We start from the raw sequence: 24,105 nt of genomic DNA on the forward strand, positions 1-24,105 counted from the left end.
CCTAATAGAGACAGAGGACGCAAGGCGGCCCGCTCAGGACTTGAGCGGGCCGCTTCGCTTCGCCGGTCCCTGGCGCGCCTACCAAACGTAGCGGCGTCGGGGCGAGGCTGCGGGAACCGGCGAAGGAACGGTGGCGACCACCGGCTCGCTCCCGGCTAGGGAAGGATGTCCGTCGGCCAAGGGCGGAGCCTGGCCCTCGCCGATCACCCACTTGTCCTTTGAGAGCCCGATCACGATCGGCCCGAGGAGGCCGAGGATCCCAGTAGCGGCCAACCAGGGGGAAAGCGCCTTGCTCTTCGCCCAGGCGGCCAAGCCGGAAAACCACATGACGAGGCTCGCGACCGCCCCGAGCAGTCCGAGGCTCAGCATCACGAGGGCGCCCGTCCCTCCGTTCTGCGGCAAGAATAGGGTCAGGCCGTTCAAACCAACGTTAAGCACGATCGCCCCGACGATCAACTTGACCGCCTTCTGGCTCAGGGCTTTCTTTTCTGCGTAGCTGCCCATACGCAGGATGTGTTCCATCCTGGCCGACATTTGTTTACGGCATCTGCACGGGCTTAACGGAAGGTCTCTATGGCAGAACTTCCGGCTTTTCCTTCTGCGGCTAGAATCGGGCGTGCTTGGTGAGACTGAAGGTTGGAAGCCCCTCGACCCGCGGGTGAAACAGCTTTGGATCGTCCAGTCCATGATCTCGGCCGTTATCCTGCCCCTCGTCGCGTTCGTCTTGGACACGTTCCTGCGCAAGGAGGTCGAGGGCTATCGGGTGCCGTTCGGGGTCTTGCCCTTGGCCGTGCTGCTGGTCTCCGTTCCGCTGGGCATCTGGCTCGTCTCCGCGGGCTACAACAATTGGCGCTACGTTCTCCGTGACCACGACCTCGTGGTCGCCCACGGCATTTTCTGGAAGACCAGGCGCTACATTTCCCGGCCCCGGATCCAACACCTCGACGTGACGGCGGGGCCGATCGCCCGGGGGCTTGGCATTGAGCACGTGAACGTCTATGTCGGGGGGCACACGGGTCCGGTGGCCAGTATCCCCGGACTCGGCCCCCGCGAGGTCGAAGAGCTTCGGAGGACGCTGGTGAGGGTGGAGACCCCGCCGCCCCCTGTCGTGGGCGACCGTCTATGAGGCCGCCCGAGTTCCGACGCCTGCACCCGGGCACCATCGCCGTTGGCGTCGTCAACGTCCTCGCCCGCTTCATCTATGCGATCGCGATCTTCGTGGTGGTCTCCCTCACCGGGGGAAGAGGGGACAGCCTCGACATGTTTGTCAGCCTCGCGGGCGGCTTCGCCGTGGTCGTCTCGATCGTCCGCTACCTGACCTTCCAGTTCGCGGTCTACGAGGGGAAGCTCGTCATCAGGGAAGGGCTCATCGTCCGGACCGAACGGACCATCCCCATCGACCGCATCCAAAACATCAACCTCACCCGGAACGTCGTGCACCGCATGCTCGGCCTCGTAGACTTCCAGATCCAGACCGCGGCGGGCACCGGTGTCGAGGCCAGCCTCAATGCCCTGGGCGAGGAAGAAGCGGGGCGCCTTCAGGAAGAGCTCGGCGGGGCCAAGCCCAGCCACGCCAGCCTCAAGCCGGTCTGGCTCCGCGAAGACCAGCCGCTCTACGCCGCCCATGCCCGCGAGCTGTTCCTGCTCGGCGCGACCTCGAACCGCGCCATGGCGATCATCGGGACGGCGCTGGGCCTCACCTATATCCCCTCCGTGCGCGACCGCCTCTTCAGCGGCCGGCTCATCGAGAACGTGGTGGGGTCGCCTCTCCAGGGATGGGTCTTGCTCTCGGCGGTGCTGTTGCTCGCCGGTTGGCTGCTCTCCATCGGCACTGCTTTCGTGAACTACTGGGACTTCCACTTGGCCCTCGAAGACGGCCGGTTGCGACGTACTTACGGTCTCTTCAAGCAGATCGAGAACGTCATTCCCCTGCGACGCGTGCAGATCGTCCGCATTGTCGAAGGGCCGATCCAGAGGCTGCTGAAGCTGGCTAGGGCCTACGTCGAGACCGCGGGCGGCATGGGGATCGAGAACAAAGAGCACGGTCGCGAGCACGACTCGCACGCCCCGCTCGTGCCGCTGCTCGGGCTAGACGCATTGGAAGGCTTGGTGCCTCGGTTCGTGCCCTCGGCCGCGTTCCCCGTGGTCCAATGGCACCGCATCGCGACCGCGACCGTCTGGCGTTCTGTACGATTTTGGGTGGTTCCCGCCCTTGCTTTCACGGCCCTCGCCTATTGGCGGCTCGGTGTTTCGGGCCTCGCCGTGTTCCCCGCGCTGCTGATGTGGGGCTGGGTGCTGGGCCGCGTTCGGCTACGCACGTGCAGCTTTTCCGACCTTGAGACCGTCTTCGTCGCCCGGGACGGGGTCTTCACCCGTACGACCAGCTACGTCCCCGTGCAGAAGATCCAGAGCGTCCGCCTGACCCAGTCGTTGAGCCAGCGCGCCTTCAAACTCGCCACCGTGACGGTCTCGACGGCGGGCGGCTCGGTCCATGGTGCCCAGGCCGCCGTGGTCGATCTTCCCGTGGAAACGGCGGTCACCTTGGCCGAGTCTCTGCATGGCCGGAGCTTGGCCTCGGCGCACGAGAACCCCGATGGATTCTGACGACTGCCAAGAAAATTACGGGAAGTTTGAACAGGAGGGGCGTGGACTCTCGTCTTTGTCTTGGGCTACACTCCAGGGAATCGCCTGTCGGCGCATCTCTGGCAGGCCCGGGGCGCGCGCCCAAGGAAGGTCGGCGCGGGTCGGGAGTCATAAGGTTCATGAACTGGCATCATCGTCGCGTCCTCGCTGCGTTCGGTCTCGCAACCGCGCTCGTGGGCCCATTTGCACACGCGCAATCGCCCGACGTTAACAAAGCGGTCGCCGAGTCGAAAGTCTCCTTCCGCGAAAACCGCGGGCAATGGGACACTAAGGCTCTATTCGTTTCGCAACTTCCCGGGCTGGACTACTGGGTCACGCGCAAAGGTCTCGTCTTGGACTTCCACCAGACCGTGCAGGTGCCAGGCAAGACCGGCGCCCGCGAGGCTCACCGGCAAGGCCAAGTCGTCAGCTTTGAGCTGCGCGGCGCCGCCGAAGGCGCCCCGAAAGGCTTTAAGCCCACGTCCGACGTGGCCTCCTACTTCGTCGGCGGCCCCTCGCGGCATGCCGCCGAGGCCAAGGCCTACGCCCAAGCCCAGGTCTCGAACATCCGGCCGAACGTCGACCTGATGCACTACCATGACAAGGGCCGGCTCCGCTACGACGTCGTCGTGCGGCCCGGCGGCAACCCGTTGGACGTCGTCTTCGACGTCAAGGGCGCCAACGGCATCGAGATCGGCAAGGACGGCGACCTTTATCTGAAGACCTCGGTCGGCACGCAGAAAGTCGGCGACCTCTACACCTACCAGGTGGTCAACGGCAAGCGCCGAGAGGTCTCCTCCGAGTTCTACCTTCAGTCCAACGCCAGCTTCGGAGTGCGCGTCGGCGACTACGACCGGAACCTCCCGCTGGTCATCGACCCTCTCATCTATGGCACGTACCTGGGCTCTACCGGCGGCGACAACAACGACCGCGGGGTGGCCAGCGCCGTCGACAGCCGCGGCAACATCTATGTCGCGGGCACGACCACCTCGCTGGAGTTCCCGATCAACGTCGGCCTCTATAACCGCGTGGTCGCCGAAGGTGCGGACGCGTTCCTTATCAGGATCAACCAGCTCTCGATGAAAGTCGAGTTCTCCGGCGTGCTCGGCGGTAGCGGCGACGAGTCGGTCGCAGGTCTCCAGATCGATCGCACGACAGGCTCGCTCTGGCTCGCAGGCACCTCGACCTCGGCCAACTTCCCGGGGGTGGTCGGCGACCCGAAGGGCAACAACGAGCGCGTGTTCGTCACGAAGTTCGACGTCAACCTTGGCGTCGTGCCGCAATTCACCCGGTTCGTGAACGATATCGGCGCGATCTCGGTCCGCCGGATGTACGACGTGTTCGGCACCAGCTTGCGCGCGTTGCGCGTCTCGCGGGCCGGCACCGTCTACCTCTGCGGCAACCAGACCACGGCGAGCCTTGTTGGCTTCGATAACTACTTGCCGAACACCGTCACCGGTAACCAGTCCGGTTTCCTCGTCGCCCTCGATACCAACGGCGTCGTAAAGTACAAGCGGCAGATCGGTGGTGGCGTGGGCATTCGCGTCTACGGCATGGACGTCAACGCCAACGACGAGCCGGTCGTTATCGCGACCATCGCTTTCGACGGCGTCGAGGACACGTCCATCGCGAACCCGCCGACCTTCCGGACCACGGCCGGTGTCTACGACCTCGGACCGCAGTTCCAAAGCGGACGCTTCATGCAGGGCGTCACGGCCGGCATCGTTAAGTTCGGGAGCAACGGCTCCTGTCTCTGGGCGGCCACCCTCGGCGGCACCCTTGTCGACTACGGCATGAAGGTCGCCTACGGTCCGAGCGGCGACGTCTTCGCGGTCTGCTACTCGAACTCCTTCAACTACCCGATCACGAACGGTGCCTTCGGCAACGTCGGCATCGGATTTGGCGCAGGCCGCCAGCTCTGCGTCACGAAGCTCGCCCCAGACGCCAGCACCATCCGCTACTCGACCGGCCTGAACGTCACCAACTTTGTTTGGCGCGACGACGAAAACCCGATCCTGCAGTCACTCCGAGTCAACGACGCCATCGTCGACGGGCGCGACCAGGTCGTGATCGTCGGCGAAGCCGGCTTCATTCTCACGACTGGTCCGAACCCGGCACCGAGCGTTCCTGTCAGGCTGCCGATCACGCCCGACGCCATCGATGCGGACTATACCGACGGCGCCGAGACGGTGGACGCCAGCAACACCCCGCCTGACCCGACCGGTTTCCCCTCGTCCACCGACGGCTTCTATATGTACGTGGCCCCGGGCGGCGACCGGGTGACCTACTGCAGCTATGTCGGCGCGAGCTCGAACGATACGGTCAACAGCGCCCACCTCGACCCGGCCGGCCTCGTCTGGTTCACAGGCACCTCGAGCGCGACTCAGAGCTTCGCCGGCTTCCGCACGCCGTTCGGCATCGCGCCGCACGTGACGACGAACGCGGACCGGAACTTCATGACCGCCGGTGGCGGAACTGCCTGGGCGTTCAAGTTCAAACCGACGGGCCTGCCCGTCCTCCGATCCATCGCGCTTGGGCCGGCGACGGTCGCCGGCGGCAACGGGTCTACTTCGGTGGCAAGGGTCACCCTCTCCGACCCGGCGCCCATCGGCGGCGTCCGAGTCGACTTGCGCCTTACCAACGCCTCGAAGACATCCTTCAGCCAGACACCTGGCGTCACGACGAGCCAGATCACGATTCCTGAGGGCGAGACCTTCGGGGACGCCACCATCTACACGTCCAGCGTCACCACGCTGACGACTTCTGACATTATCGCGACCCTCGACCTGGACTCCATCCAGGCCCGGCTCACGCTACTGCCATGGCTCTCCGAGTTCAACGTGTCGCCGCCGGTCGTCTCGGGTGGCAACCCGATCACGGCCACGGTCATCTTGAACCAGGCTGCGCCCCCAGGCGGCGTTCGCATCACGGTCGCGACCGACCAGCCGGAAGCCATCACGCTTCCTTCGCCGGCGGTCATCACCGTCCCCGAGGGCGCCACCTTCGCCTCGGTGCAGATGGCGACCAGAGGCGTCGCCCAGGACACAGTGGCGACCATCAACGCCACGTATCTTGGAGTCGGCAAGACGAAGCAGGTCACGATCCTGAGGAGCTTCATCCAGTCGCTGGTCTTCGACCCCGTCCGTGTGAACGGCGGTGAGACCTCGACGGGCACCGTCACCCTTAGCGGGGCGGCCTCCACGGCTCGGACGATCACGATCAGCCGCATCTCTGGCGTCAACAACGTTAAGGTCAACGGCGTCGCCCTGCCCGTCAACGTGACCGTCCCGGCGAACCAGAAGTCGGTCGACTTCACCGTGACCACGGCACGCGTCACCCAGGAAACCTCGATCACGATGCGAGCCAGCGACGGCAACAGCCAGGCCAACGGCACGCTGTTGATCGACGACATCGACATCGCCGATGTCGTGGTGAGCGGGACCGACGTGGTGGGCGGTACAGACGTCCGCTGCCAGATCCTCCTGACCAGGCCCGCCGGGCCGAGCGGGTTCACCGTCCAGGTCTCGAACTCGAACTCGGTGGCGGGACGCCTCAACCGATCTTCGGTGACGATCCGCCCCGGCGAGATCGTCAGCCCGGAGTTCCTCCTGCTGACCAATGTGGTCAAGACCGACCAGAACACGAACGTCAACGCAACCCGCGCGGGCTTCTCGACTAAGTTCAAGTCCGTCAAGGTGCGGGCGATCACGCTCACGCTTGAACCGGAGAAGACTCGGGTCACGGGCGGGCTCGAGAACATCCGGTGCGTGGCTCGGATCAGCCGGGCAGCCGCCGCGGGAGGCGTGGACATTGACCTGAGTTCGACAGACTCGTCGATCAAGGTGCCGACGTCCGTGAACATCGGCCAGGGCAAGTCCGCGGTCGCCTTCACGATGCAAACGTCGAAGGTTCCGGTCCAGCGACAGGTCCGCGTGCGGGCCTCCATCGCGGGATCTATCACGGCAGATGTGACGATCACCCTTGACCCGGTCGCCCTGCAACGCCTAACCTTCGACCCGGACATCGTGGTCGCAGGGACGCAAACGCGCGGCACGCTGACCTTCGAGAGCGGCGTGGCGGCGGGAACCACCGTGACCCTGAGCGCGTCGCCCGATTCTGCGGTGACGATGCCGTCCTCGGTCACAGTCACCTCCGGCGCCCGCCAGTTCTCGTTCGTGGTGCGAACGCGTTCCGTAGCGCAGGACACCGTCGTGACGGTCACCGCGAACCGGGACGGCGATATCGTCACCGGTCAGTTCACCGTCCAGCGGCCCTCCGTGTTCTCCGTCACCTTTAACCCGACACGGGTGCGTGGCGGCGCGACCAGCGTCGGCACGGTGACACTGGAGCAAGCGGCTGGCGCCGGCGGCGTCCAGGTGAAGATCACGAGCAACAACACGGCCGTGGCCCGCGTGGTGGGTTCGGACACGATCACCATTCCGCAGGGCCAGAAGTCAGGCACGTTCAACGTCCAAACCCTCGCTGTGTCGCGGTCGCAGGCCGTGAACTTCACAGTCCAGTTCGGTAACGGGCAGAACGCGTCTGGTTCGCTCTTCGTCGACCCGTAAGGGCGCGAAGAGACCGACCGAAAGAAGGCGGATTCCGCACCAGCGGCGTCCGCCTTCCTTATGGCTTTCTCGAACCTAGACTAAAATAGGCGCGTGTCGAAGACAATGGCATCGCTCGGGTTCGGAGTTTTGACCGGAGTGGCCCTCGCGTTGCTCCTTATGCGCTTGCGCGAAAGGTCGGGAGACGACCTGGAAGGCCTGGCGGACAGCATCTCGGAACGCCTGGACATCCTTGAGGAACAGTTTCGCGCCACCGGAAGGTTTCAAGATTCGTCTAGAATTGGCGCATGATCGGTGGCCTGGTCGCCCTCACCGTCCTCTCGCCCCTCGCCCTGCCGCAAGTGACCTTCGTGGTGGAGGGCCGCGGCTCCTTCACGATGGAGGTGCGGATCGACCAGGCGCCGAAGATCGGCGGCCACTTCCTGGATCTGGTCGACCGCAAGTTCTACGACCGCATCCTCTTCCACCGGCTTGTGCCTGGCTTCGTCGTCCAAAGCGGCGACCCCGAGTCAAAGAAGGTGACGCCCGCCTGGGCGCGGAACCACCCAGGCGAAAGCGGCGGCACAGAGAACCTTGGGGAAGGCGGCAGCGGCAAATCGGTCCCCTTCGAGATCAACGACCTCAAGCACACGAAGTACTCGGTCGGCATGGCCCTCGAATCGCCCATGGACGATTCCGGCGACAGCCAGTTCTTCATCAACCTTGCCGATAACCACCGGCTCGACGGCTCTTACGTCGTCTTCGCGAGGGTGACAAAAGGGAAGGGCGTCGTCGACAAGATTCGCCGCGGCGACCGCATCAAGACGGCGCACCGAAGTGGTTAGTGGTCGAGCACCGAGACGCTTTGCACTGCGCCTTCGGGTGTGAGTTCGTAGACGCGGGCCACACCCGTGGGGAGCTCCAGGGCGAGGATCTCGTCCGGGGAGAGCCGCTCCAGCTCCATGACGATCGAGCGGTTCGAGTTCCCGTGGGCGACGACCAGCACGTTCTTGCCCTGGCGGATGTCACCTAGGATCGCGCGCTCGTAGAACGGGATCGTCCGCTCCTTAGTGTCCTTCAGGGCCTCGCCCCCCGGCGGGCGCACGTCGAAGCTGCGCCGCCAAATGTGGACCTGTTCGGCCCCATATTTCTCACGCATGGCGTCCTTGTTCAGGCCGGCAAGGTCGCCGTAGTCGCGCTCGTTCAGGGCCTTGTCGCTTATGACCGGTAACTCCATGGGAATAGTCTGGAGAATGATGTCCAGCGTCCGGGCGGCCCGCTTCAGCGCGCTGCTGTAGGCCACGTCAAGAGGCACGCCGCGGAGAAGCTCGCCCGTCCGCCGCGCCTCTTGCTCGCCCTGTTCTGTGAGGGGGACGTCGACCCACCCGGTAAACCGGTTCTCCAGGTTCCAGAGCGACTGGCCGTGGCGGACTAGGACGAGCTTGGGCATCAGGCTCTAGCCTACCCCTGTCGAGCCCGGCCAGAGGACGAAGTCCGTGTCAGGGAACTCATCGACCTGGTGCCGCTGACAAAGCCCGCGCAGCTGTCCCCGATGATAGGTCCCATGGTTGAAAACGTGCCAAGAAAGCACCCAGACCGGCCACGAGAGGGCGGGCTTGGCCACCCGCCGCCACGTGTAAGAAGCATCGTGGGGAAGCGACTGGACGACCTCGACCCAAGTCCGCGAGGAAAGTTCAGCCCACTCCGGCGGCATCTCGCGGGGAAGGCGCTGCGGCCGCCGGGATTGGACGGCGATCCCTGCAAGCCAACCCTGGAAGGCCCCGTAATCGTGGGCTTGGACGCGGGCCAGTTCCTTCAGCGGCACTCCCGCCCAGGCGTCGCTCGCCCAGCAATGGTAGTCGGCCATTCGCGTCCACCAACCGGGCTCCGGCGCTTTGCCGTCCCCCTTCGGCCACCAGATTGAAACGTCCGTCTCGGGGAAGGCGTCGCCGCGCTTGGCCAGGCCGCGCAGGTGGCCCCGATGGTAGGTGCCGTGGTTCGCGACGTGGAAGAGGGCCGCCCCCACGGAGTGGCGGTGTCGGGAACCGTCGCGCATGCGCGTCCACTCGAAGACGCGGTCAAGGTCTTCTGAGGCGGCCAGGGCTGAAAGCTCGGCCGTCCCTCGGTCGATCGCCGCCGCGATCTCCCCCTCCGGGATCTGGGTCAGGGTCGGCGTCTCGCCCCGGATCCGGCGGGCCCATCCCAGCATGGCCTGTGCCATATGCCCTAGGATCGGGACGGCTTCTTCACGATAGCGCAGATCGGGGAGCGCCTCAAGCCAACGCGCCGACGCCCAGTTGTCGTACTCAAGGGCCATATTGACAAACTCGCGCACCCCTCCAGTCTAGCCGCCCCGAGCGTAGGGTCGGAGAACTCAGGTGGAAAGAGACTCCGGTATCCTGCGACCTAACGACAATGAAGTCGGTCCGGATTCGTAAAGCATAGGCAGACCGCGATGACCGAAGTGATCATGCCCAAGATGGGCGACGGGATGGAGGAGGGCACACTCATTGAGTGGCTCAAGAAGGACGGCGAGGACGTTAGGTCGGGCGAGATAATCGGCACGATCCAGACCGACAAGGCGACTTTGGAGCTGGAGTCTCCGGGGTCGGGCAAATTGACCGGGTTCTTGATCGGCGCTGGCGACACCGTCCCCGTGGGCCGGCCCATCGCGGCGATCCTCGCTGGCGAGGAGAGGCTCCCCTCCGGTTGGGGCTCGGGCGAATCGAAAGCCCCGGCCCCGGCCGAAGCCCCTGCCAGTCTGCCGAAGGCCGAGCGGCCCTCCAACGGCGCCACCGAGCACCAACCTGCGCCCTCCGCCGAGAGGCAAGGCTCCGATAGGATCAAGGCGAGCCCGCTCGCCAAGCGAATCGCCAGTGAGGCAGGCATCGATCTCGGCACTGTCACCGGCACCGGGCCGGGTGGGCGAATCGTCGAAGCGGACGTCCGCGCGGCCCAGGCCGCGGGCCCGGCTACGTCCTCCGCGCCAGTCCGGGCAAAGTCCGCTGGACCTGCGCCCGCCGACCGAAAGGTCTCGCTCAACAAGATCCGGGCGTTGACGGCCAAGCGCACGGTGGAATCGAAGCGCGAGGCGCCCCACTTCTATGTCACCGTGGAGGTCGACGTAGACCGCTTGATGGCCCTGCGGGAGTTCTTCAAGGCGGAGGAAAGCGGCGCCGTCTCGGTCAACGACTTTGTGGTCGCGGCCTGTGCCCGCGCCCTTCGCGATATGCCGGAGGTCAACGCGAGCTTCGGCGGCGACCACGTCCTTGAGCACGGCCATGTGAACATCGGGCTCGCGGTGGCGCTCGACGACGGGCTGACCCTGCCCGTCCTGCGCGATGCGGACCAAATGACGCTCCGAGAGATCGCGGTCGCGTCCAAGGACCTCTCCAAGCGTGCTCGCGAGAACAAGCTTTCGCTCGAGGAACTCAGCGGGGCGACCTTCAGCATCTCGAACATGGGCATGCTGAACGTCGACTCCTTCTCGGCCATCATCGTCGGCCCGAACGCGGCCATCCTCGCCATCTCGACTGCCCGCAAGAAGCCGGTCGTCGTGGACGAAGAGGACGATGAGATCGAGGTGCGCTGGCGCATGAACGTCACCTGCTCCTTCGACCACCGTGTGGTCGACGGCGCCGTCGGGGCGAAGTTCGTGAACACCGTGCGACGCTATCTGGAGAGTCCGACCCGCTTGCTACAGTAGCTTACGCGGCAGTCCTTTCGGCCTGTGCCATCCCGGATGAACTCAGCGTATATCTTAGTGCGTCCTGACCATTGGAACGCGCCGGGTGTTTATAGCCTTGTCTTAAGGTAAGAGTTCGGCCAGGGGAAAAACTTGACAGCTTCAGAAGTAGCCCGCGTAGCGCAGACAGTCGTCGCAGAGGTCGAGAAGGCCATCATCGGGAAGAGGGAAACGGTGGAAACGGCCGTGCTCACGCTCCTTTGCGAAGGGCACCTCCTCATCGAAGACGTTCCCGGGGTCGGCAAGACGACGCTCGCAAAAGCGCTCAGCCGGGCAATCGGCGGCGAGTTCCGGCGCATCCAGTTCACGCCGGACCTTCTGCCGAGCGACATCACGGGCACGAGCATTTTCAACCAGGAGGCGCGCGACTTCGAGTTTCGCCCTGGCCCGCTCTTTTCGAACGTCGTGCTTGTCGACGAGGTGAACCGCGCAACCCCGAAGACGCAGTCCGCGTTGCTGGAAGCGATGGAGGAGCGCCAGATCTCGGTCGACGGCGTCACCCACGTCCTTGAACGGCCCTTTTTTGTCTTGGCCACCCAGAACAACGTCGAGATGACGGGCACTTTCCCGTTGCCAGAGGCGCAGTTGGACCGCTTCTTCGCCCGCGTGATCCTTGGCTACCCGAGCCGCGAAAGCGAGGCGGAGATGATCCGGGCCCAACAGACAGCGCACCCGATCGACGACGTCGTGGCCGCCGTGACGACCGAGGAAATGATCCGGGCCCAGGCCGCCGTCCGCGAAGTTTTCGTCCACGACTCTGTGCGTGAATATATTGTGGACGTCGTCCGGGCGACGCGCTCTTCGTCCCTGGTCTACTTGGGAAGCTCGCCGCGCGGTTCGCTCTACTTGATGCACGCTGCCCAGGCGCGGGCCGCGATGCAGGGATCCGACTACGTCCGTCCCGACGACGTCAAGTTCTGTGCGCCGTTCGTGCTCGGTCACCGGCTCATGGTCCGCGGCGAGGTCCGCGCCCGGGGCACCACCGGCGAGGACATCGTGCTCCAGCACCTGGACGGCGTGCCCGTGCCCATTCCTGCATAGGAGCCCATGAACCGTTTTGTCGCCATCGCTCTCAGCATCGCCGGACTCTTCCTGGTGGTGATGGCGGTGTTGGTGAACTCGCCGCCGCTCTTTTACATGACTACCGCAGTGATCGCGCTCCTCTTGGCCTCGCGGTTGCAGGCGTACCTTGCCGTGCGCGGCCTGCGGTTCGAACGGAGCCTGCCTCCGGCCGTGCGGGTCGGCGAAGAGGTCGTGGTCGATGTGACGGTCTGGAGCGAGCGACGCCTCCGCCGGCCCCTGGTGACGGTCATAGATGGGCTACCCAAGCGGATGCGCCTGCAGGACGTCACCCTCTCCTTGCCGATCGCCCCCTCCTTCGACCAGCCCGTCCGCTCGCGCTATACGTTCCGCCCCATGCGCCGTGGCCATTACACGTGGAACCGCCTGACGGTGCGGGGGAGCGACGCCCTCGGCATCGTGACTCTGGACAAGACTTACACGACCGATTCGGTCGAGCTCAAAGTCTATCCCGTCCCGCTCCCCGTCCCCATCGAGATCCGCCCGCAAGCGGGCTGGGGCCTCACCGATGTCGAGGCGGGGCGGGTGCGCGGCTCGGGCCTGGAGCCGCAGGGCGTGCGGGAATACGTCTCCGGTGATCCGATGCGCCACATCCACTGGAAATCAACCGCCAGAACAGGGCAGCTTATGGTCAAGGAGTTCGAATCAGGCTCCGGTGTCACCCTGGCGTTCCTGCTCCAACGCAGCCAGGGCACCGACGTCGGGACTCAAGCCCTCTCCACCTTCGAGTGCATGTGCGGCCATGCGCTCTGGCTCGCGAACGAGTTCCTCCAGAAGGGAGCGACCGTCAGCTTGCCCGGGCTCGAGGATCCGACCGCGGGGCTCCAGCACGCGGACGCCCGAATGCGCGCCATCCGGGAAGCCTTGACCTTGGTGACCCCCGAAGCGACCACAACGCTAGCTGAACAGGTCGCCAGCGCAAACCTGCCCAGCGGCGCCACGCTCGTCGTTTTTGCCGCCGTTCGAGACGTCCGGTTGCCGGACACCTTGGTGGCGAGGGGTGACCTCCGGCGTGTCGTCCTCGTCTATGACCTTGCCGACTATGTTCCGAACCGAGCGGTGCCCAGCAACCTCGTGAACGCCGCTGACCCTGCGTACCTCGCCCGGCTAGAGGCGGCCGGTGCCGAAGTCCACGTCCTGCCTCCCGTAGCCCCCTGGATATGACCGAAAGAACTCTCCGCCGCGGTTTGCTCGACCACCTCCTCGTGCTCTTTGGGTGCGGGATGGCCGTCTACGCCGTCGGCATGAGCCTCTCCAAGCCCGTGCTTGCCTCATTGCTGGCGCTCTCCGTCATGGTGTCGCTCACGACCGGTTATGTGATCGGGAAGGTTGCGGAAGGGAAGCGGTGGCAAGAGTTCGACGGCATCCTGTGGACGGTCCTTGCGTTCGCCTCGGCCTTTCTCGTTTGGCCCCTGAACTACGTTCTGCCGGAAGAGGGGTTCCCCTTTAACCTGATCGCGGGGGCATGGCTCTCGTGGATGATCATCCTTTGCGGCTTTGTCTCCTGGCGCGACCAGACCCTCTTGTTCCTCAATTTGCCGTGTCTTGCCCTCTTCGGCCTGGTCGGCACGTTCGACACGTACAAGCCCGCGACGCTGATGTTCTTCGCGTTCCTTGTCAGTTCCGCCTTGCTCTATGCGCGGATCCACCAGCGCGGCATGCTGGAGCGCGCGAAAATGGCCGGGGTCGGGGACCCTGCCATCCTCCGCCGGGACTCCTGGCGTTGGGTCGCAGGGCCGGAATGGGGCCTCGCCTCGGCCGCTGCCGTCGTCATCATCAGCTTGGTGGGCGCCCCCATCTTGCAGCTCTCCCTGCAGGAAGTGAGCGGCACCGTCCGCGTCCAGCTACCAAACCCGCCCACCAGCCAGAACCGCCAGACGCAGACCATGGCGACCAGCGAGCAGTTCGTCGGCCGTGGCCCCGTGAACCCCTCAAACGACCCCGTCTTCCAGGTCGACCTGCGCCAGATCGGCTACCTCCGCCGCGTGAACTACGCGATCTACAACGGTCGCGGCTGGAGCCGGGTGAACATGGACTTCGCCGGACACGAGAACTTTGGCGAGAACCTGCCCTCTAAGCGGAACAAGTTCGTGACCGAGAGGGGCGGGGTCGTCGCCTTCCCGAACGGCGTGCCGTTCGAGCCGCTCGACGACGCTCGGCTGAAGGAGATCCGGTACCGGCCTGCCGGGAACGTCCCCTTGGACGTGGTGGTCGGGCCGGGGCCGATCCGGGAGGTCTTGGGCTATCCGCGCGAGAACTTGACGTTCACCTATTCGGGCCAGGCCGAGCTCCGTCCGAACCTGATGGAGAACAAGCCCATCACGGCGACCTATTGGGACTCGACGGTCGACCCCGCTGAGAGGAAGGCCACCCTGCCGAAGTCCTTCGAGCGGATTCGCGAGTCGTACTTTAGCTCGGCTTCGATCGATGAGCGCATCCAAAGCTTCGCGAACGATGCCGTGCGCAAAGCCAACGCGAACACGGACTACGAAAAGGCCCGCGCCGTCCAGCTGGCGATCTCGGCGGCCGCGCGGTACAACCTAAACGCGGCTGCCGCGCCCCCGAACCAGGATCCCGTCGCCTTCTTCCTCTTCGAGTCGAAGGAAGGCTATTGCGACCTCTTCGCTTCCGCTATGGTGCTCGGTGCGCGCTCGGTCGGTTTGCCCGCCCGCTACGCCATCGGCTACATCGTGAACGATCCCAGCCGGGACAAAGACGGCTTCATGACCGTTCGCCGCCGAGACGCCCACGCCTGGGCCGAGATCTATTTCGAAGGGGCCGGATGGGTGGTCTTCGACCCCACCGAAGGCGCCCTTCCCGTGCCTGGCGGCGAGCGCGGCTCCGCGATCGAGTTGAAGCGCCCCTGGCTCAACGTCGATCTTCTCGGGCAGGGTTTCGGCCAGTTCGCTTTGGTCGGGTTCGGCACCGCGATCCTCGGGTTGATCCTCTTCCGAGGGCGTGAGTCGCTCGGCATCATGCCCCCGCGCCAGAGCGCGCTGGCCCGCGCCCATAGCAGCTTCGTCCGCACGATCGAGCGCCGGACGGGCTCCCCAAGGAAGTTCAGTCAGACCACGACCGAATACGTGGAGCAGTACGGCTTTGCCCTGGACGAGACCCTGCGCGAAGCCCGCCGACTTGCCAAGACCTTTGAGGACGCCCTCTATTCCCCGAACGGCGACACGGTCGCGCCCGAGGTGGCCAAGGAAGTCGCCGCGTTCCGAACGGCCGTCTCGCGCTTGCCAAAGGGATAAGCTTTGGCCGTGCGTGTCGACCCGGGCAAAGCCGCCGCTTCCACCGTCGTCCTCCTCACTGGGCAGGACGCGGTCCTGCGTCACCGCTTCTTGGGCGAACTCCTCACCGCGAGCCAAGCGGACGAGCTGGACACCGAGTCGATTGTCGCCGACGCCCGTCCGCCCGGCGACTGGGTCGGGTCCGCCTCGACGGCGCCGTTCCTTAGCGAACGTCGCGTGACCGTCGTGCGCAACGTCGCCCGGATCGAACCCAAGAAAATGTGGGGACAGGACAAGTTCACCAAGACCCACCCATTTGCCAAGCAACTTGCTTCGCTGCCTTCAAGCACCCTTCTTATCCTCGTGGCCGACGACGAGACGGGCGACCCCAACCGCCAGGCGCGCCTCTCCGCGAACGTCGCCCAGTGGACGACCCTGGTTAAGGCGGCCGAGGGGGCCGTCGTCAAACTCGAAATGGACGCCGAAGGCGTCCCCGAGGCGGCCCGGGAAGAGGCTAAGCGCCTCGGCAAGAAGCTCGGTGCGGCGGCGGCTCGCAGACTTTCGGAGATGGTCGGTGGCCATGCCGGCCGCGCGATCGCCGAAGTCGAGAAGCTTTCGCTCTACATCGGCGACGCGTCCGAGATCGACGACCGCATCGTGGCCGAGCTCGTGATCGCGGAGCCCTCGTACAACGTGTTCAAGATGGCCGAGGCGATCACCAGTGGCAACTCGGTCGCCGCGATCCGGTCTCTTCGAGAGTTCATGCGGAGCGCTGGCAAACTGGAGGACCAGGTTTACAGCCAGCTCTTCCCAAACCTAGGCAGGCAGATCCGGTTGGTCTGGCAGGGAAGGTTCCTGGTGGAAGAGCGCGTCGCGCCGCAGCGCCCGAGCGAACACGTGCTCGCTTGGCTGCCCGAGAAGAACGTGACGAGCCTGAAGCCTTGGCAACAATCGAGTCTCCTCGACCCCGCGCGCCGGCTGGGCTACGACCGCCTGCTGGAATGCCTGGCCGAGCTGGTCGATTGCGAGGCGCGGATGAAGGGTCGGCGTCCTTCGTTCTCCGGCCAAGACTCCTTGGAACAGGCGGTCCTTCGTATGTGCGCGATCTGCCGGGGTGAGACCTTTGAGCCCAAACTTTCGTATCTCTAGGCGTGGTTCCGTCCTTGCTCGCGCTCGCCCTTGTCGCAGGTACAACGATCTACGACTTCAAAGTCCCCGATATTGACGGGAGCGAGGTCTCACTCTCCCGCTACAAAGGCAAGGTTCTTCTCGTGGTTAACGTGGCCAGTCGTTGTGGACTAACACCACAATACGAAGCGCTTGAGGCGCTTTATCGAGACAAGAAGTCTCAGGGTTTCGAAATCCTCGCATTTCCAGCCAACGACTTTAAGGGTCAGGAGCCAGGCTCCAACGAACAGATTAAGGAGTTTTGCTCCTCGACCTATAACGTGACCTTTCCTCTTTTCGAAAAGTCCGTTGTCCTGGGAGAAAAGAAGTCTGCACTCTATAAGTGGCTTATCGCCTCGGCAGACCGCCACGACGAGATCGAATGGAACTTCGCTAAGTTTGTCATCGACCGTCGTGGGAACGTCGTCGCAAGGTTTGAACCACAGACCGTTCCGAACGATCCCAAGATTTTGGGAGTTATCGAGCACGAACTTGCAAAGGACTGAGGCTACTCGTCGGAGTTTTGGCTGCGTAAACGCCGCATGTACTCCGACTTCGAAGAGTCGTCCAAGAGCGTAAACCTTGTATAGGCCGGCTGGAATCCGAGCAACACGGTCCCGGTCGGCCCGTTCCGGTGTTTACCGATGATCAACTCGGCGACTTCGGCCGCGTCCGGGTTCCAACCCGCCTCTGGCGGGGCCTCCTTGCGCCGATAGTATTCGTCGCGATAGATGAACATCACCATGTCCGCCTCGGCTTCGATCGAGCCTGACTCGCGGATGTCGCTCAGCATCGGGCGCTTGTCCGGCCGGTTCTCGACGCCGCGGTTCAGCTGCGCGAGCGCGATCACCGGCACATTGAGGTCTTTAGCCATCCCTTTCAACCCCCGGGCGATCTCGCTTATCTCTTGTGTGCGGTTTTCGATGCGCCTGTTGCTTCCGCGCATCAGCTGCAAATAGTCCACCACGATAAGCGCCAAGCCACCGTCCGCCTTGAGCCTTCGGCACTTAAGCCGCATCTCTACCGGCGTACACTCGCTCGAGTCGTCGATCATGATCGGAAGGTCGTAAAGCTCCTCGCAACCATCGGTCAGGCGATGGAAGTTTTCGGACGTAAGGTTCGCTTTTTTGAGCGTGGCCATCGAGACGCGAGAAATGGTGGAAACGATACGGCGTACGAGCTGCGCGCCGGTCATTTCAAGAGAGAACACGGCGACGTTGCCCTTGCGCTCGCGCGCGACATTAAGCGCCATGTTGAGCGCCAAAGACGACTTTCCCATGGCAGGGCGCGCGGCGATGATGACCAGGTCTCCCGGATAGAATCCCGTCGTTAAATTGTCCAGGTCGGTGAAGCCTGTCTGTGTCCCAAGAATCGGCTCTTGGGTTTCAAAGAGGTGGTCGACGTCCGTAAAAAAGTCTTTGGCCAGGGACTTTACACTTGAGAAATACTTGCTGACCCGCCGCTCGCCGACTCGGAAGACCATGTCCTCGGCCGTGTCGACCTTTTCTTCCGCGTCCAGTTCGGGGTCGTGGACGAGGGACTGGATCTCGCGGCCGGCCGTTTCTAAGCGTCGCAAGGTCGCCAGGTCTTGGACGATCGAGGCGTAGTACTCGGCGTTTGTCGCGCTGGGAACGGCCTCGCCGATCTCCAACAGGTATGCCACGCCGCCCACTTCCTCTAGGGTCCCGCGCTGCTCCAGCTCGATCCGGAGCGTGACGAGATCGACCGGCTTGCCGCTCCGCTGAAGTTGCAGGATCGCGCGGTAGATCTCCGTGTGCGAGGGGTAGTAAAAGTCGTCCTCGCGCAGGATCTGCGTGGCCTCGACCGCGCCGCGCTCGCTCAAGAGCATCGCCCCAAGGGCCGACATCTCGGCTTCTGGACTGTTCGGCGGGACCTTTTCGTCCAGGGCAGGGGCTAAGGCAAATCGACTCGCGGACATAGAAGGAGACCATTATCAACGACGGGGGAGACCGGAAAGAAGCCGCCCTAGGAGGGTCGGCGTCTACTGCCGCGCGACCCGTGGGGAAAAGCGGACAGCAGCCTGGCCAAGGCAGGTTATCCCCCGCTTGTCCCCTCGCTTTCCACGTAGACGAGAAGGTCGGCCCGCGACCCTAAATTCGAAGCATTTTTCCCACAAGGTATCCCAGGGTGCCCTCGACCCGAAAGGTACAATAACCAATCGCGGCAAACTGCCCGAGGTTTACCCTTTGGTCACGATCAACCTTACCAAGCCGGAACTGACGTTCGACCTTATCCGCAAGCTCTATCCCGATCTCAAGCCGACCGACGTGGCCCTGGTCACGACTGCGCTCATCGAGACCGGTCGCTTTGCCATGGCCTCCCACGACGGCGTGGACTACGAGTGGGACGCGGAGTCCTACCAGGACATGACCAAATCGCTCTTCGCCGAAGTCGCCCAGGTCCAGGAGACCGTCGAAGACAAGAAGAAGGTCACCAAGACGGGCGAGGAAGAGCCCGTCACGTTAAGCGTCCTGCTCAAGCCGAGCCAGAGCTCGGGCGAGGCCGTCCTCGGCGATCGGGAAGACCTCAAGACGCTCGTCTCGGACATTCTTGCCGGCGACGTGGAGTTCCTCTTTTCCCCGACCGACATCGGCTGGCACTGGACCCTGGAGCGGGTGAACTGGTCGACCTTGAGCAGTGGCGATCTCAAGCGCCGCGTTAAGTTCAAGCCGACTTTCGAAGGCTCCGCCACCGCCGTCGAGCTTGGCCCGGGCGGCAAGCGCAAAGCCACCAAGAAGTAACCTTTACAGGTTGCGAACCGAGAACGTGTCGCCCCCACGCGGGTCGCCGCTCTCGAACCCTTTCATGAACCAGCGGACTCTTTGTTCGCTGGTTCCGTGGGTGAAGGCGTCCGGCACTACGTAGCCCTGGGCCTGCTTCTGGAGCGTATCGTCTCCAATGGCGTTAGCGGCTGTGATCGCCTCCTGGATGTCCGTGCGGTCCAGCTCCGCCATAGAGCGGGCGTGGTGCGCCCAAACCCCCGCGTAGTAGTCGGCCTGCAGTTCGAGCCGGACCGAAAGCGCGTTCGCGTCGCGCTCGTTCATCCTGCTACGGCGCTGGTTCACCTTGTCCATTGTGCCGAGAAGGTTCTGAACGTGGTGGCCGACCTCATGGGCCACGACATACGCCATCGCGAAATCGCCGCCCGCGCCGAACTGGTCGCGCATGGTCTCATAGAACGAGAGGTCGAGGTACACGTCTTGATCCGGCGCGCAATAGAACGGACCTGCCGCGGCGGAAGCCATGCCGCATGCAGAATCGACGCGACCGGAGAAAAGCACAAGCTTGGGGCTCTCATAGCGCCGCCCCATGCTTTGGAAAAGCTTGTCCCAGACGACTTCGGTGTCGCGCAGGGTGACGCCGACGAACTCGCGGAGCTCCTGCTCGTGCGCGCTGGGCGGGGCCGCAGGCACAGCGGCGCCGGGCGCGCCCCCGGCTGCCGCGCCGAAGAGCGCGGAGGGGTCGCCCGTGAGAAGGAACACGACGAGGGCGACCACGATGCCGAAGCCGCCAAGCCCCGCGGCTCTGCCCGCCGGCATCCCGCGACGGTCCTCTACGTTCTCGCTTTGCTCACGACCCTTCCAACGCATGACGGATTATAGGCTCCCGGGGCCCGAACGCTTCCGGACTTGATCTGAGATTTCAGACGCTTCCGGAAAGCGCCCCACCTGTCTTTTCGAGAAGACAAGCTCCCCATCTATGACAACGTCAAAGACTCCCCCGCCGGAGGGAACGAGGACAAGCTCACTGATCGGATGCCCCTTACCGACTATGCCGCGGAAATCCTCTACAAGTTTAGCCGCCAAACTGGCGGCCCGAGGAATGTAGTTTCACTCGACGCAGAACGTGATCTCGATACGCATCTCTTCTTACTTAACGTCGATATTGACGTCGCGGATGTTGCCGTTAGAGGACTTGATTTTCACGCTGAAGGTGAAGCGCCTGGACTTCTTGTCGATGATCAGACGGCCGTCCCCGGTCAAGCGGCGTTCGGCTATTGATAGGACTTTTGTCGAAATCTGGTCGACATTGATGTCCACGTTCTCGCCGTAGCGGTAGTGGAGCACCGCCGTGATGACCCGTCGGGCCAGCTCTTGTTCCTTGTCGGCAAAGGTCGGCGCGAAGGAAAGCGAGGCCAGGGCCAGGAGTGCTGCGGGAAGAACTGTCCGGGTGAACAACTTCATGGCCCCCTATTGTGTCCCAGCCCCGGTACCTTTAACCGTTCTTGCGGAGTTTCTCCGCGTACTTCTGTCGGAACTTCCGCACTTTGGGCTCGATGACGGCGCGGCAATAGCCGACGTTCATCCCCGCGACCTCCGCCGGAGAGCCGTTCTCGAACTTATCGTAGTAGTCCTGGTGGTAGTCTTCAGCAGGATAAAACGCCCTCAGGGGCTCTAAGGTGGTGACGATCGGGTCGTCCCAGATCTTCTCGTCCCCAACCTCATTGATCACCCGCTGTGCCCGCTCCTTTTCCTCTTCGGTCGAATAAAAGATGACCGAACGGTATTGCGTGCCGACGTCGCCGCCCTGGCGGTTCAGGGTCGTCGGGTCGTGGGTGGTGAAGAAGATGCGGAGCAGGTCGTCCGCGGAGATCTCTTTCGGGTCGAAGACGATGCGGACCACCTCGGCGTGGCCGGTCGTGCCTGTGCAGACGTCACGGTAGGTCGGGTTCTCCGATTCGCCCCCCGAATAGCCGGAAGAGGCGCTGTAAACCCCTTTCAGTTCCTCGAAGACAGCCTCGACGCACCAGAAGCACCCGCCCCCGACGACGATCGCGGCGGAACCGTCAGGGTCGGGCGGAAGAGCGGCTTTCGCCTTTGTTTCTTGCATATCGTTTTCAGCTTGGTTGGCCCGAGCCGGGTCCGCGGCGTAGAAGAGCCCGCCTCCCAGAACGACGGCGGCCAAAGCGACGACGGCTTTTATCGGGTTCACAACCCTCCAAAACGCGATAACGCCCGGACAGTTCCCGAGGCAAGCCTTCAGACTAAGGACCGGGGGCGACCGCATAACCCGCTGCGGCCGCCGCGAGGCCGAGCACGACCGATGCGGCCACGTATCCGATCGCAACGGGCAAGTTGCCCTCCCGCACCAGTTCCACCGTCTCAAATGCGAAAGCGGAGAAGGTGGTGAACCCACCGAGGAGCCCGGCGACCAGCCCGATCCGGGGTAGGGAACCGAGCACGCCGCGAGAAGCCAGCGCCATGGCGACCCCGATCAGGGCGCAACCCACGATGTTCGCGATCAGAGTGGGGAAGGGCAGGGTGGAACCAGGCCAGGCCGCGCGCATCCCGAGCGCCAGGAGCCAGCGGAGCAACGAGCCGATCCCCCCGAAGACGAACACGGCGAGGCCCTGGGCGAAGGTTGGCATCAGCCCTTCGGAAAGCCCGGCGACGACTTCACGATATGCGCCTGTCCTTGGTGGTACCCGGGATGGTAGGCGAGCCGCGCCAGGGCCCCCGTGCCATCGACAATTGGACCGAGCGCGCTCTTGATCTGGCGGGCGCGGATCTCTTCGGTGGGGTTCTTGGCGACTGGGGCGACCAGCGACCGCGCGAGCTCCAGGCTCTCTTTCACCAGGGCCGGCGTGATCTCGTCAACCGCGAACGGGAACGAGCCGTCGTTCACCACGCCGTCTGTCGCGGCGGACTTCAGGCGGGCGAGCAGCCCTTCTGGCTCTTGCCGCTGCAGCTGGGTGATGAAGGAAGCCTCCACCCCGGCGACGTGAAGCGCCATCTCGCCCAAGGTGAGCACGCCGGGCTGGAGCCGCCAGTTCAACTGCTCTTGCGTAAGGCCTTCGAACACTTGGTCGAAGCGGCCGCGCACTAGGGTCCACGTGGCCTCAAAGTCGTTCACGGCCAAGATCGTAGCACGGCCCGCCCTAGGCGGTCTCGTACATACCCATGCGTCGGAACCGCGAGTACCGCTGCTCGCGCAGCTCGCTCGGGGTGAACTTGGAGAGGGCTTCGAACTCCTCGACGATCGCTTTCTTTACGGTCTCGCCGACTGAGGCCGGGTCGCGATGGGCGCCCCCAAAGGGCTCTTCAAGCAGCCTGTCCACCAGCATGAACTCGTGCGCGCCCTTCGCTGTGAGCCGGAGCGCCGCGGCCGCCTCGGGCCCTTTCTTCGCGTCCCGCCAAAGAATCGCGGCGCAGCCTTCTGGCGGGATCACGCTATAGATCGCGTGCTCCAGCATAAGGACTTTGTTCGCGACGGCAATGCCGATCGCGCCGCCGCTCCCCCCTTCGCCGATCACGACCGAGACGACCGGGACGGTGAGCGAGAACATGACGCGCATGCTCTCCGCGATCGCCTCGCTGATGCCGCGAGACTCGCTTTCGACCCCCGGGTCGGCGGCGGGCGTGTCGACGAAGGTCACCACCGGCAAGCGGAACTGCTCGGCCATGCGGAAAAGCCGCATCGCCTTACGGTAACCCTCGGGCTTGGCCATCCCAAAGTTGCGGAAAGTCCGCTCTTGCAGGTTGCGGCCCTTCTGGTGCCCGACCACCACCACCGCCTGGCCGTCCAAGAACGCCGTCCCGCCGACGATCGCCTTGTCGTCGCCATAGCGCCGGTCGCCGGAAAGCTCGATGAAATCGGTGAGGCAGAGCTCGATATAGTCGAGCGTATAGGGCCGGGGCTCGGCTCGGGCCATGAGCACCTCTTCCCAGGGGCCCATGCGGGTCGTGATGACTTCCAGGACGACGTCGCGGCGGCGCTCGAACTCCTTAAGGCGCGCCTCGATGCGCTGGTGCTCGCTGGGCTCGGATTCCCGATCCAGGGCCTGGCGCAACTTCTCGATCAGCTCTTCGAGCTCGATCAGCCCCTGCATCCATTCCTTCCAAGTGTTCGCGGCCATGGCTTAGGCGACCACCTTTTCGGACACGGGCAGGGCCGCACCAAGGGCGCGGACCAAGGTCGCAAGCGTCGAGCGAAGTTCTCGGCGCGGCACGATCCGATCGACCATGCCGCTTCGGTGTGCGAATTCTGCAGTCTGAAAATCGTCAGGAGCTTTTATGACCTGGGCTTGTTTGCTGACGCGCGACCCGGCGAAGCCCACCAGGGCCCTCGGCTCGGCGAGGATGACGTCCGCGACGCTCGCATAGCTCGCGAGGACGCCCGCCATCGTCGGGTCGGTGAAGACGGCGATGAAAGGTACGCCCGACTCGCGGCACCGCTCCACCGCTCCGACGGTCTTCCCCATCTGCATGAGGCTCCAAAGCCCTTCCTGCATCCGGGCGCCGCCGCTCGCGCAGAAGATGACCGAAGGCATGCGCCTCTCCAGGCCAAGCTCCAGGGTGCGGGTGATCTTCTCGCCCGCGACCGAACCCATAGAACCCCCCATGAAGGCGAAGTCGGCGATAGCCACGCTCAGCCGGTGCCCTTCGAGGGTGGCCGTTCCGGAGACCACGCTGTCGCGCAGCCCCGTCTTGGCCTCCGACGCGCTGAGCTTCTCGCGGTACTCGGGGAAGGAAAGGGGATCGACGCTGACCAAGTTAACGTCGGTCTCCTCGAAGGAGCCCGGGTCAAACGTCCAGTCGACCCGCTCTTGCCAAGTGAGGCGATGGTGGTGCCCGCAATAGGAACACACCTTTTGCGCCGCGAGGAAATCTTTGGCGAAGAGTGTTTTGCGACAGTGCAGGCACTGGACAAAGCGCCCGGGTGCCGCGGTGGGGCCCGCCGACATGAAGGGAGA

The 24,105-nt window shown here is 64.2% G+C and carries 24 protein-coding genes; 12 read left to right on the forward strand and 12 right to left on the reverse strand.

The features are described 5' to 3' along the window. Positions 1–78 precede the first annotated feature (78 nt). Complete coding sequence (locus tag KF733_06880; protein QYK54732.1) at positions 79–522, reverse strand: hypothetical protein; 444 nt, start codon at positions 520–522, stop codon at positions 79–81. Positions 523–616: 94 nt separating this feature from the next. Here KF733_06880 and KF733_06885 point away from each other — a divergent pair, with 94 nt between their 5' ends. The 5 genes from KF733_06885 (at position 617) to KF733_06905 (ending at position 8,014) form a co-directional block, all read left to right on the forward strand. After that, the gene (locus KF733_06885; GenBank protein QYK54733.1) at positions 617–1,126 is read left to right on the forward strand and encodes a PH domain-containing protein; all 510 of its coding nucleotides are present in this window, start codon (positions 617–619) and stop codon (positions 1,124–1,126) included. Further along, positions 1,123–2,604: a PH domain-containing protein gene (locus KF733_06890; GenBank protein QYK54734.1), complete on the forward strand. Its 1,482-nt coding sequence runs from the start codon at positions 1,123–1,125 to the stop codon at positions 2,602–2,604. The genes KF733_06885 and KF733_06890 overlap by 4 nt, the downstream gene beginning before the upstream one ends. 158 nt (positions 2,605–2,762) lie before the next feature. Beyond that, positions 2,763–7,190: an SBBP repeat-containing protein gene (locus tag KF733_06895; protein ID QYK54735.1), complete on the forward strand. Its 4,428-nt coding sequence runs from the start codon at positions 2,763–2,765 to the stop codon at positions 7,188–7,190. Positions 7,191–7,283: 93 nt separating this feature from the next. Next, a complete protein-coding gene (locus KF733_06900; protein QYK54736.1) occupies positions 7,284–7,481 on the forward strand; it encodes a hypothetical protein in 198 nt (65 codons plus the stop codon). Beyond that, positions 7,478–8,014 carry a peptidylprolyl isomerase gene (locus tag KF733_06905; GenBank protein ID QYK54737.1) on the forward strand — a complete coding sequence of 179 codons (537 nt, stop codon included), beginning with the start codon at positions 7,478–7,480 and terminating at the stop codon, positions 8,012–8,014. Before KF733_06900 ends, KF733_06905 begins: the two co-directional genes overlap by 4 nt. On the opposite strand, the gene KF733_06910 is transcribed toward KF733_06905, so the two are convergent. After that, positions 8,011–8,619, reverse strand: a complete 609-nt coding sequence (locus KF733_06910; protein ID QYK54738.1) for a 2,3-bisphosphoglycerate-dependent phosphoglycerate mutase — start codon at positions 8,617–8,619, stop codon at positions 8,011–8,013. The two genes, KF733_06905 and KF733_06910, sit on opposite strands and share 4 nt — an antisense overlap. Before the next feature lie 6 nt (positions 8,620–8,625). Continuing rightward, a complete protein-coding gene (locus KF733_06915) occupies positions 8,626–9,504 on the reverse strand; it encodes a hypothetical protein (GenBank protein QYK54739.1) in 879 nt (292 codons plus the stop codon). A gap of 120 nt (positions 9,505–9,624) precedes the next feature. Here KF733_06915 and KF733_06920 point away from each other — a divergent pair, with 120 nt between their 5' ends. The 6 genes from KF733_06920 to KF733_06945 all read left to right on the forward strand — a co-directional run bounded on the left by KF733_06920 (position 9,625) and on the right by KF733_06945 (position 16,897). After that, positions 9,625–10,875 (forward strand): 2-oxo acid dehydrogenase subunit E2, encoded by a 1,251-nt coding sequence (locus tag KF733_06920; GenBank protein QYK54740.1) that lies wholly within the window; start codon positions 9,625–9,627, stop codon positions 10,873–10,875. A 132-nt stretch (positions 10,876–11,007) separates the two neighbouring features. Next, on the forward strand, positions 11,008–11,955 hold the full coding sequence (locus tag KF733_06925; protein ID QYK54741.1) for a MoxR family ATPase: 948 nt from the start codon (positions 11,008–11,010) through the stop codon (positions 11,953–11,955). Between the two features lie 6 nt (positions 11,956–11,961). Continuing rightward, positions 11,962–13,158: a DUF58 domain-containing protein gene (locus tag KF733_06930; GenBank protein QYK54742.1), complete on the forward strand. Its 1,197-nt coding sequence runs from the start codon at positions 11,962–11,964 to the stop codon at positions 13,156–13,158. Continuing rightward, complete coding sequence (locus KF733_06935; GenBank protein ID QYK54743.1) at positions 13,155–15,245, forward strand: transglutaminase domain-containing protein; 2,091 nt, start codon at positions 13,155–13,157, stop codon at positions 15,243–15,245. Before KF733_06930 ends, KF733_06935 begins: the two co-directional genes overlap by 4 nt. A 9-nt stretch (positions 15,246–15,254) precedes the next feature. Further along, positions 15,255–16,373: a hypothetical protein gene (locus tag KF733_06940; protein QYK54744.1), complete on the forward strand. Its 1,119-nt coding sequence runs from the start codon at positions 15,255–15,257 to the stop codon at positions 16,371–16,373. Positions 16,374–16,387: 14 nt separating this feature from the next. Further along, positions 16,388–16,897, forward strand: coding sequence for a glutathione peroxidase (locus KF733_06945; GenBank protein ID QYK54745.1), 510 nt, complete (start codon positions 16,388–16,390; stop codon positions 16,895–16,897). 2 nt (positions 16,898–16,899) lie between these two features. Here the strand turns inward: KF733_06945 and dnaB are convergent, their stop codons facing one another. Then, a complete protein-coding gene (dnaB, locus tag KF733_06950; GenBank protein ID QYK54746.1) occupies positions 16,900–18,330 on the reverse strand; it encodes a replicative DNA helicase in 1,431 nt (476 codons plus the stop codon). A gap of 268 nt (positions 18,331–18,598) precedes the next feature. Here dnaB and KF733_06955 point away from each other — a divergent pair, with 268 nt between their 5' ends. Further along, a complete protein-coding gene (locus KF733_06955; protein ID QYK54747.1) occupies positions 18,599–19,153 on the forward strand; it encodes a hypothetical protein in 555 nt (184 codons plus the stop codon). A 3-nt stretch (positions 19,154–19,156) separates the two neighbouring features. Here KF733_06955 and KF733_06960 read toward each other — a convergent pair whose 3' ends face one another. The 8 genes from KF733_06960 to KF733_06995 all read right to left on the reverse strand — a co-directional run bounded on the left by KF733_06960 (position 19,157) and on the right by KF733_06995 (position 24,096). After that, a complete protein-coding gene (locus KF733_06960) occupies positions 19,157–20,002 on the reverse strand; it encodes a neutral zinc metallopeptidase (protein ID QYK54748.1) in 846 nt (281 codons plus the stop codon). 6 nt (positions 20,003–20,008) lie between these two features. Then, positions 20,009–20,218 carry an Rdx family protein gene (locus tag KF733_06965; GenBank protein ID QYK54749.1) on the reverse strand — a complete coding sequence of 70 codons (210 nt, stop codon included), beginning with the start codon at positions 20,216–20,218 and terminating at the stop codon, positions 20,009–20,011. A gap of 63 nt (positions 20,219–20,281) precedes the next feature. Then, entirely contained in the window at positions 20,282–20,596 is a 315-nt protein-coding gene (locus KF733_06970) for a hypothetical protein (GenBank protein ID QYK54750.1), read from the reverse strand. A gap of 31 nt (positions 20,597–20,627) precedes the next feature. Next, positions 20,628–21,344 carry a peptide-methionine (S)-S-oxide reductase MsrA gene (msrA, locus tag KF733_06975; protein QYK54751.1) on the reverse strand — a complete coding sequence of 239 codons (717 nt, stop codon included), beginning with the start codon at positions 21,342–21,344 and terminating at the stop codon, positions 20,628–20,630. 52 nt (positions 21,345–21,396) lie between these two features. Continuing rightward, the gene (gene crcB, locus KF733_06980) at positions 21,397–21,780 is read right to left on the reverse strand and encodes a fluoride efflux transporter CrcB (protein ID QYK54752.1); all 384 of its coding nucleotides are present in this window, start codon (positions 21,778–21,780) and stop codon (positions 21,397–21,399) included. Next, complete coding sequence (locus KF733_06985) at positions 21,780–22,265, reverse strand: DinB family protein (protein ID QYK54753.1); 486 nt, start codon at positions 22,263–22,265, stop codon at positions 21,780–21,782. The genes crcB and KF733_06985 overlap by 1 nt, the downstream gene beginning before the upstream one ends. Before the next feature lie 25 nt (positions 22,266–22,290). After that, on the reverse strand, positions 22,291–23,268 hold the full coding sequence (locus KF733_06990) for an acetyl-CoA carboxylase carboxyltransferase subunit alpha (GenBank protein QYK54754.1): 978 nt from the start codon (positions 23,266–23,268) through the stop codon (positions 22,291–22,293). Between the two features lie 3 nt (positions 23,269–23,271). After that, complete coding sequence (locus tag KF733_06995; GenBank protein ID QYK54755.1) at positions 23,272–24,096, reverse strand: acetyl-CoA carboxylase carboxyl transferase subunit beta; 825 nt, start codon at positions 24,094–24,096, stop codon at positions 23,272–23,274. Positions 24,097–24,105: the final 9 nt, after the last annotated feature.

The sequence above is a fragment of the Fimbriimonadaceae bacterium genome (genome assembly GCA_019454125.1).
In the GTDB taxonomy this organism is placed as follows: Bacteria; Armatimonadota; Fimbriimonadia; order Fimbriimonadales; family Fimbriimonadaceae; genus JALHNM01.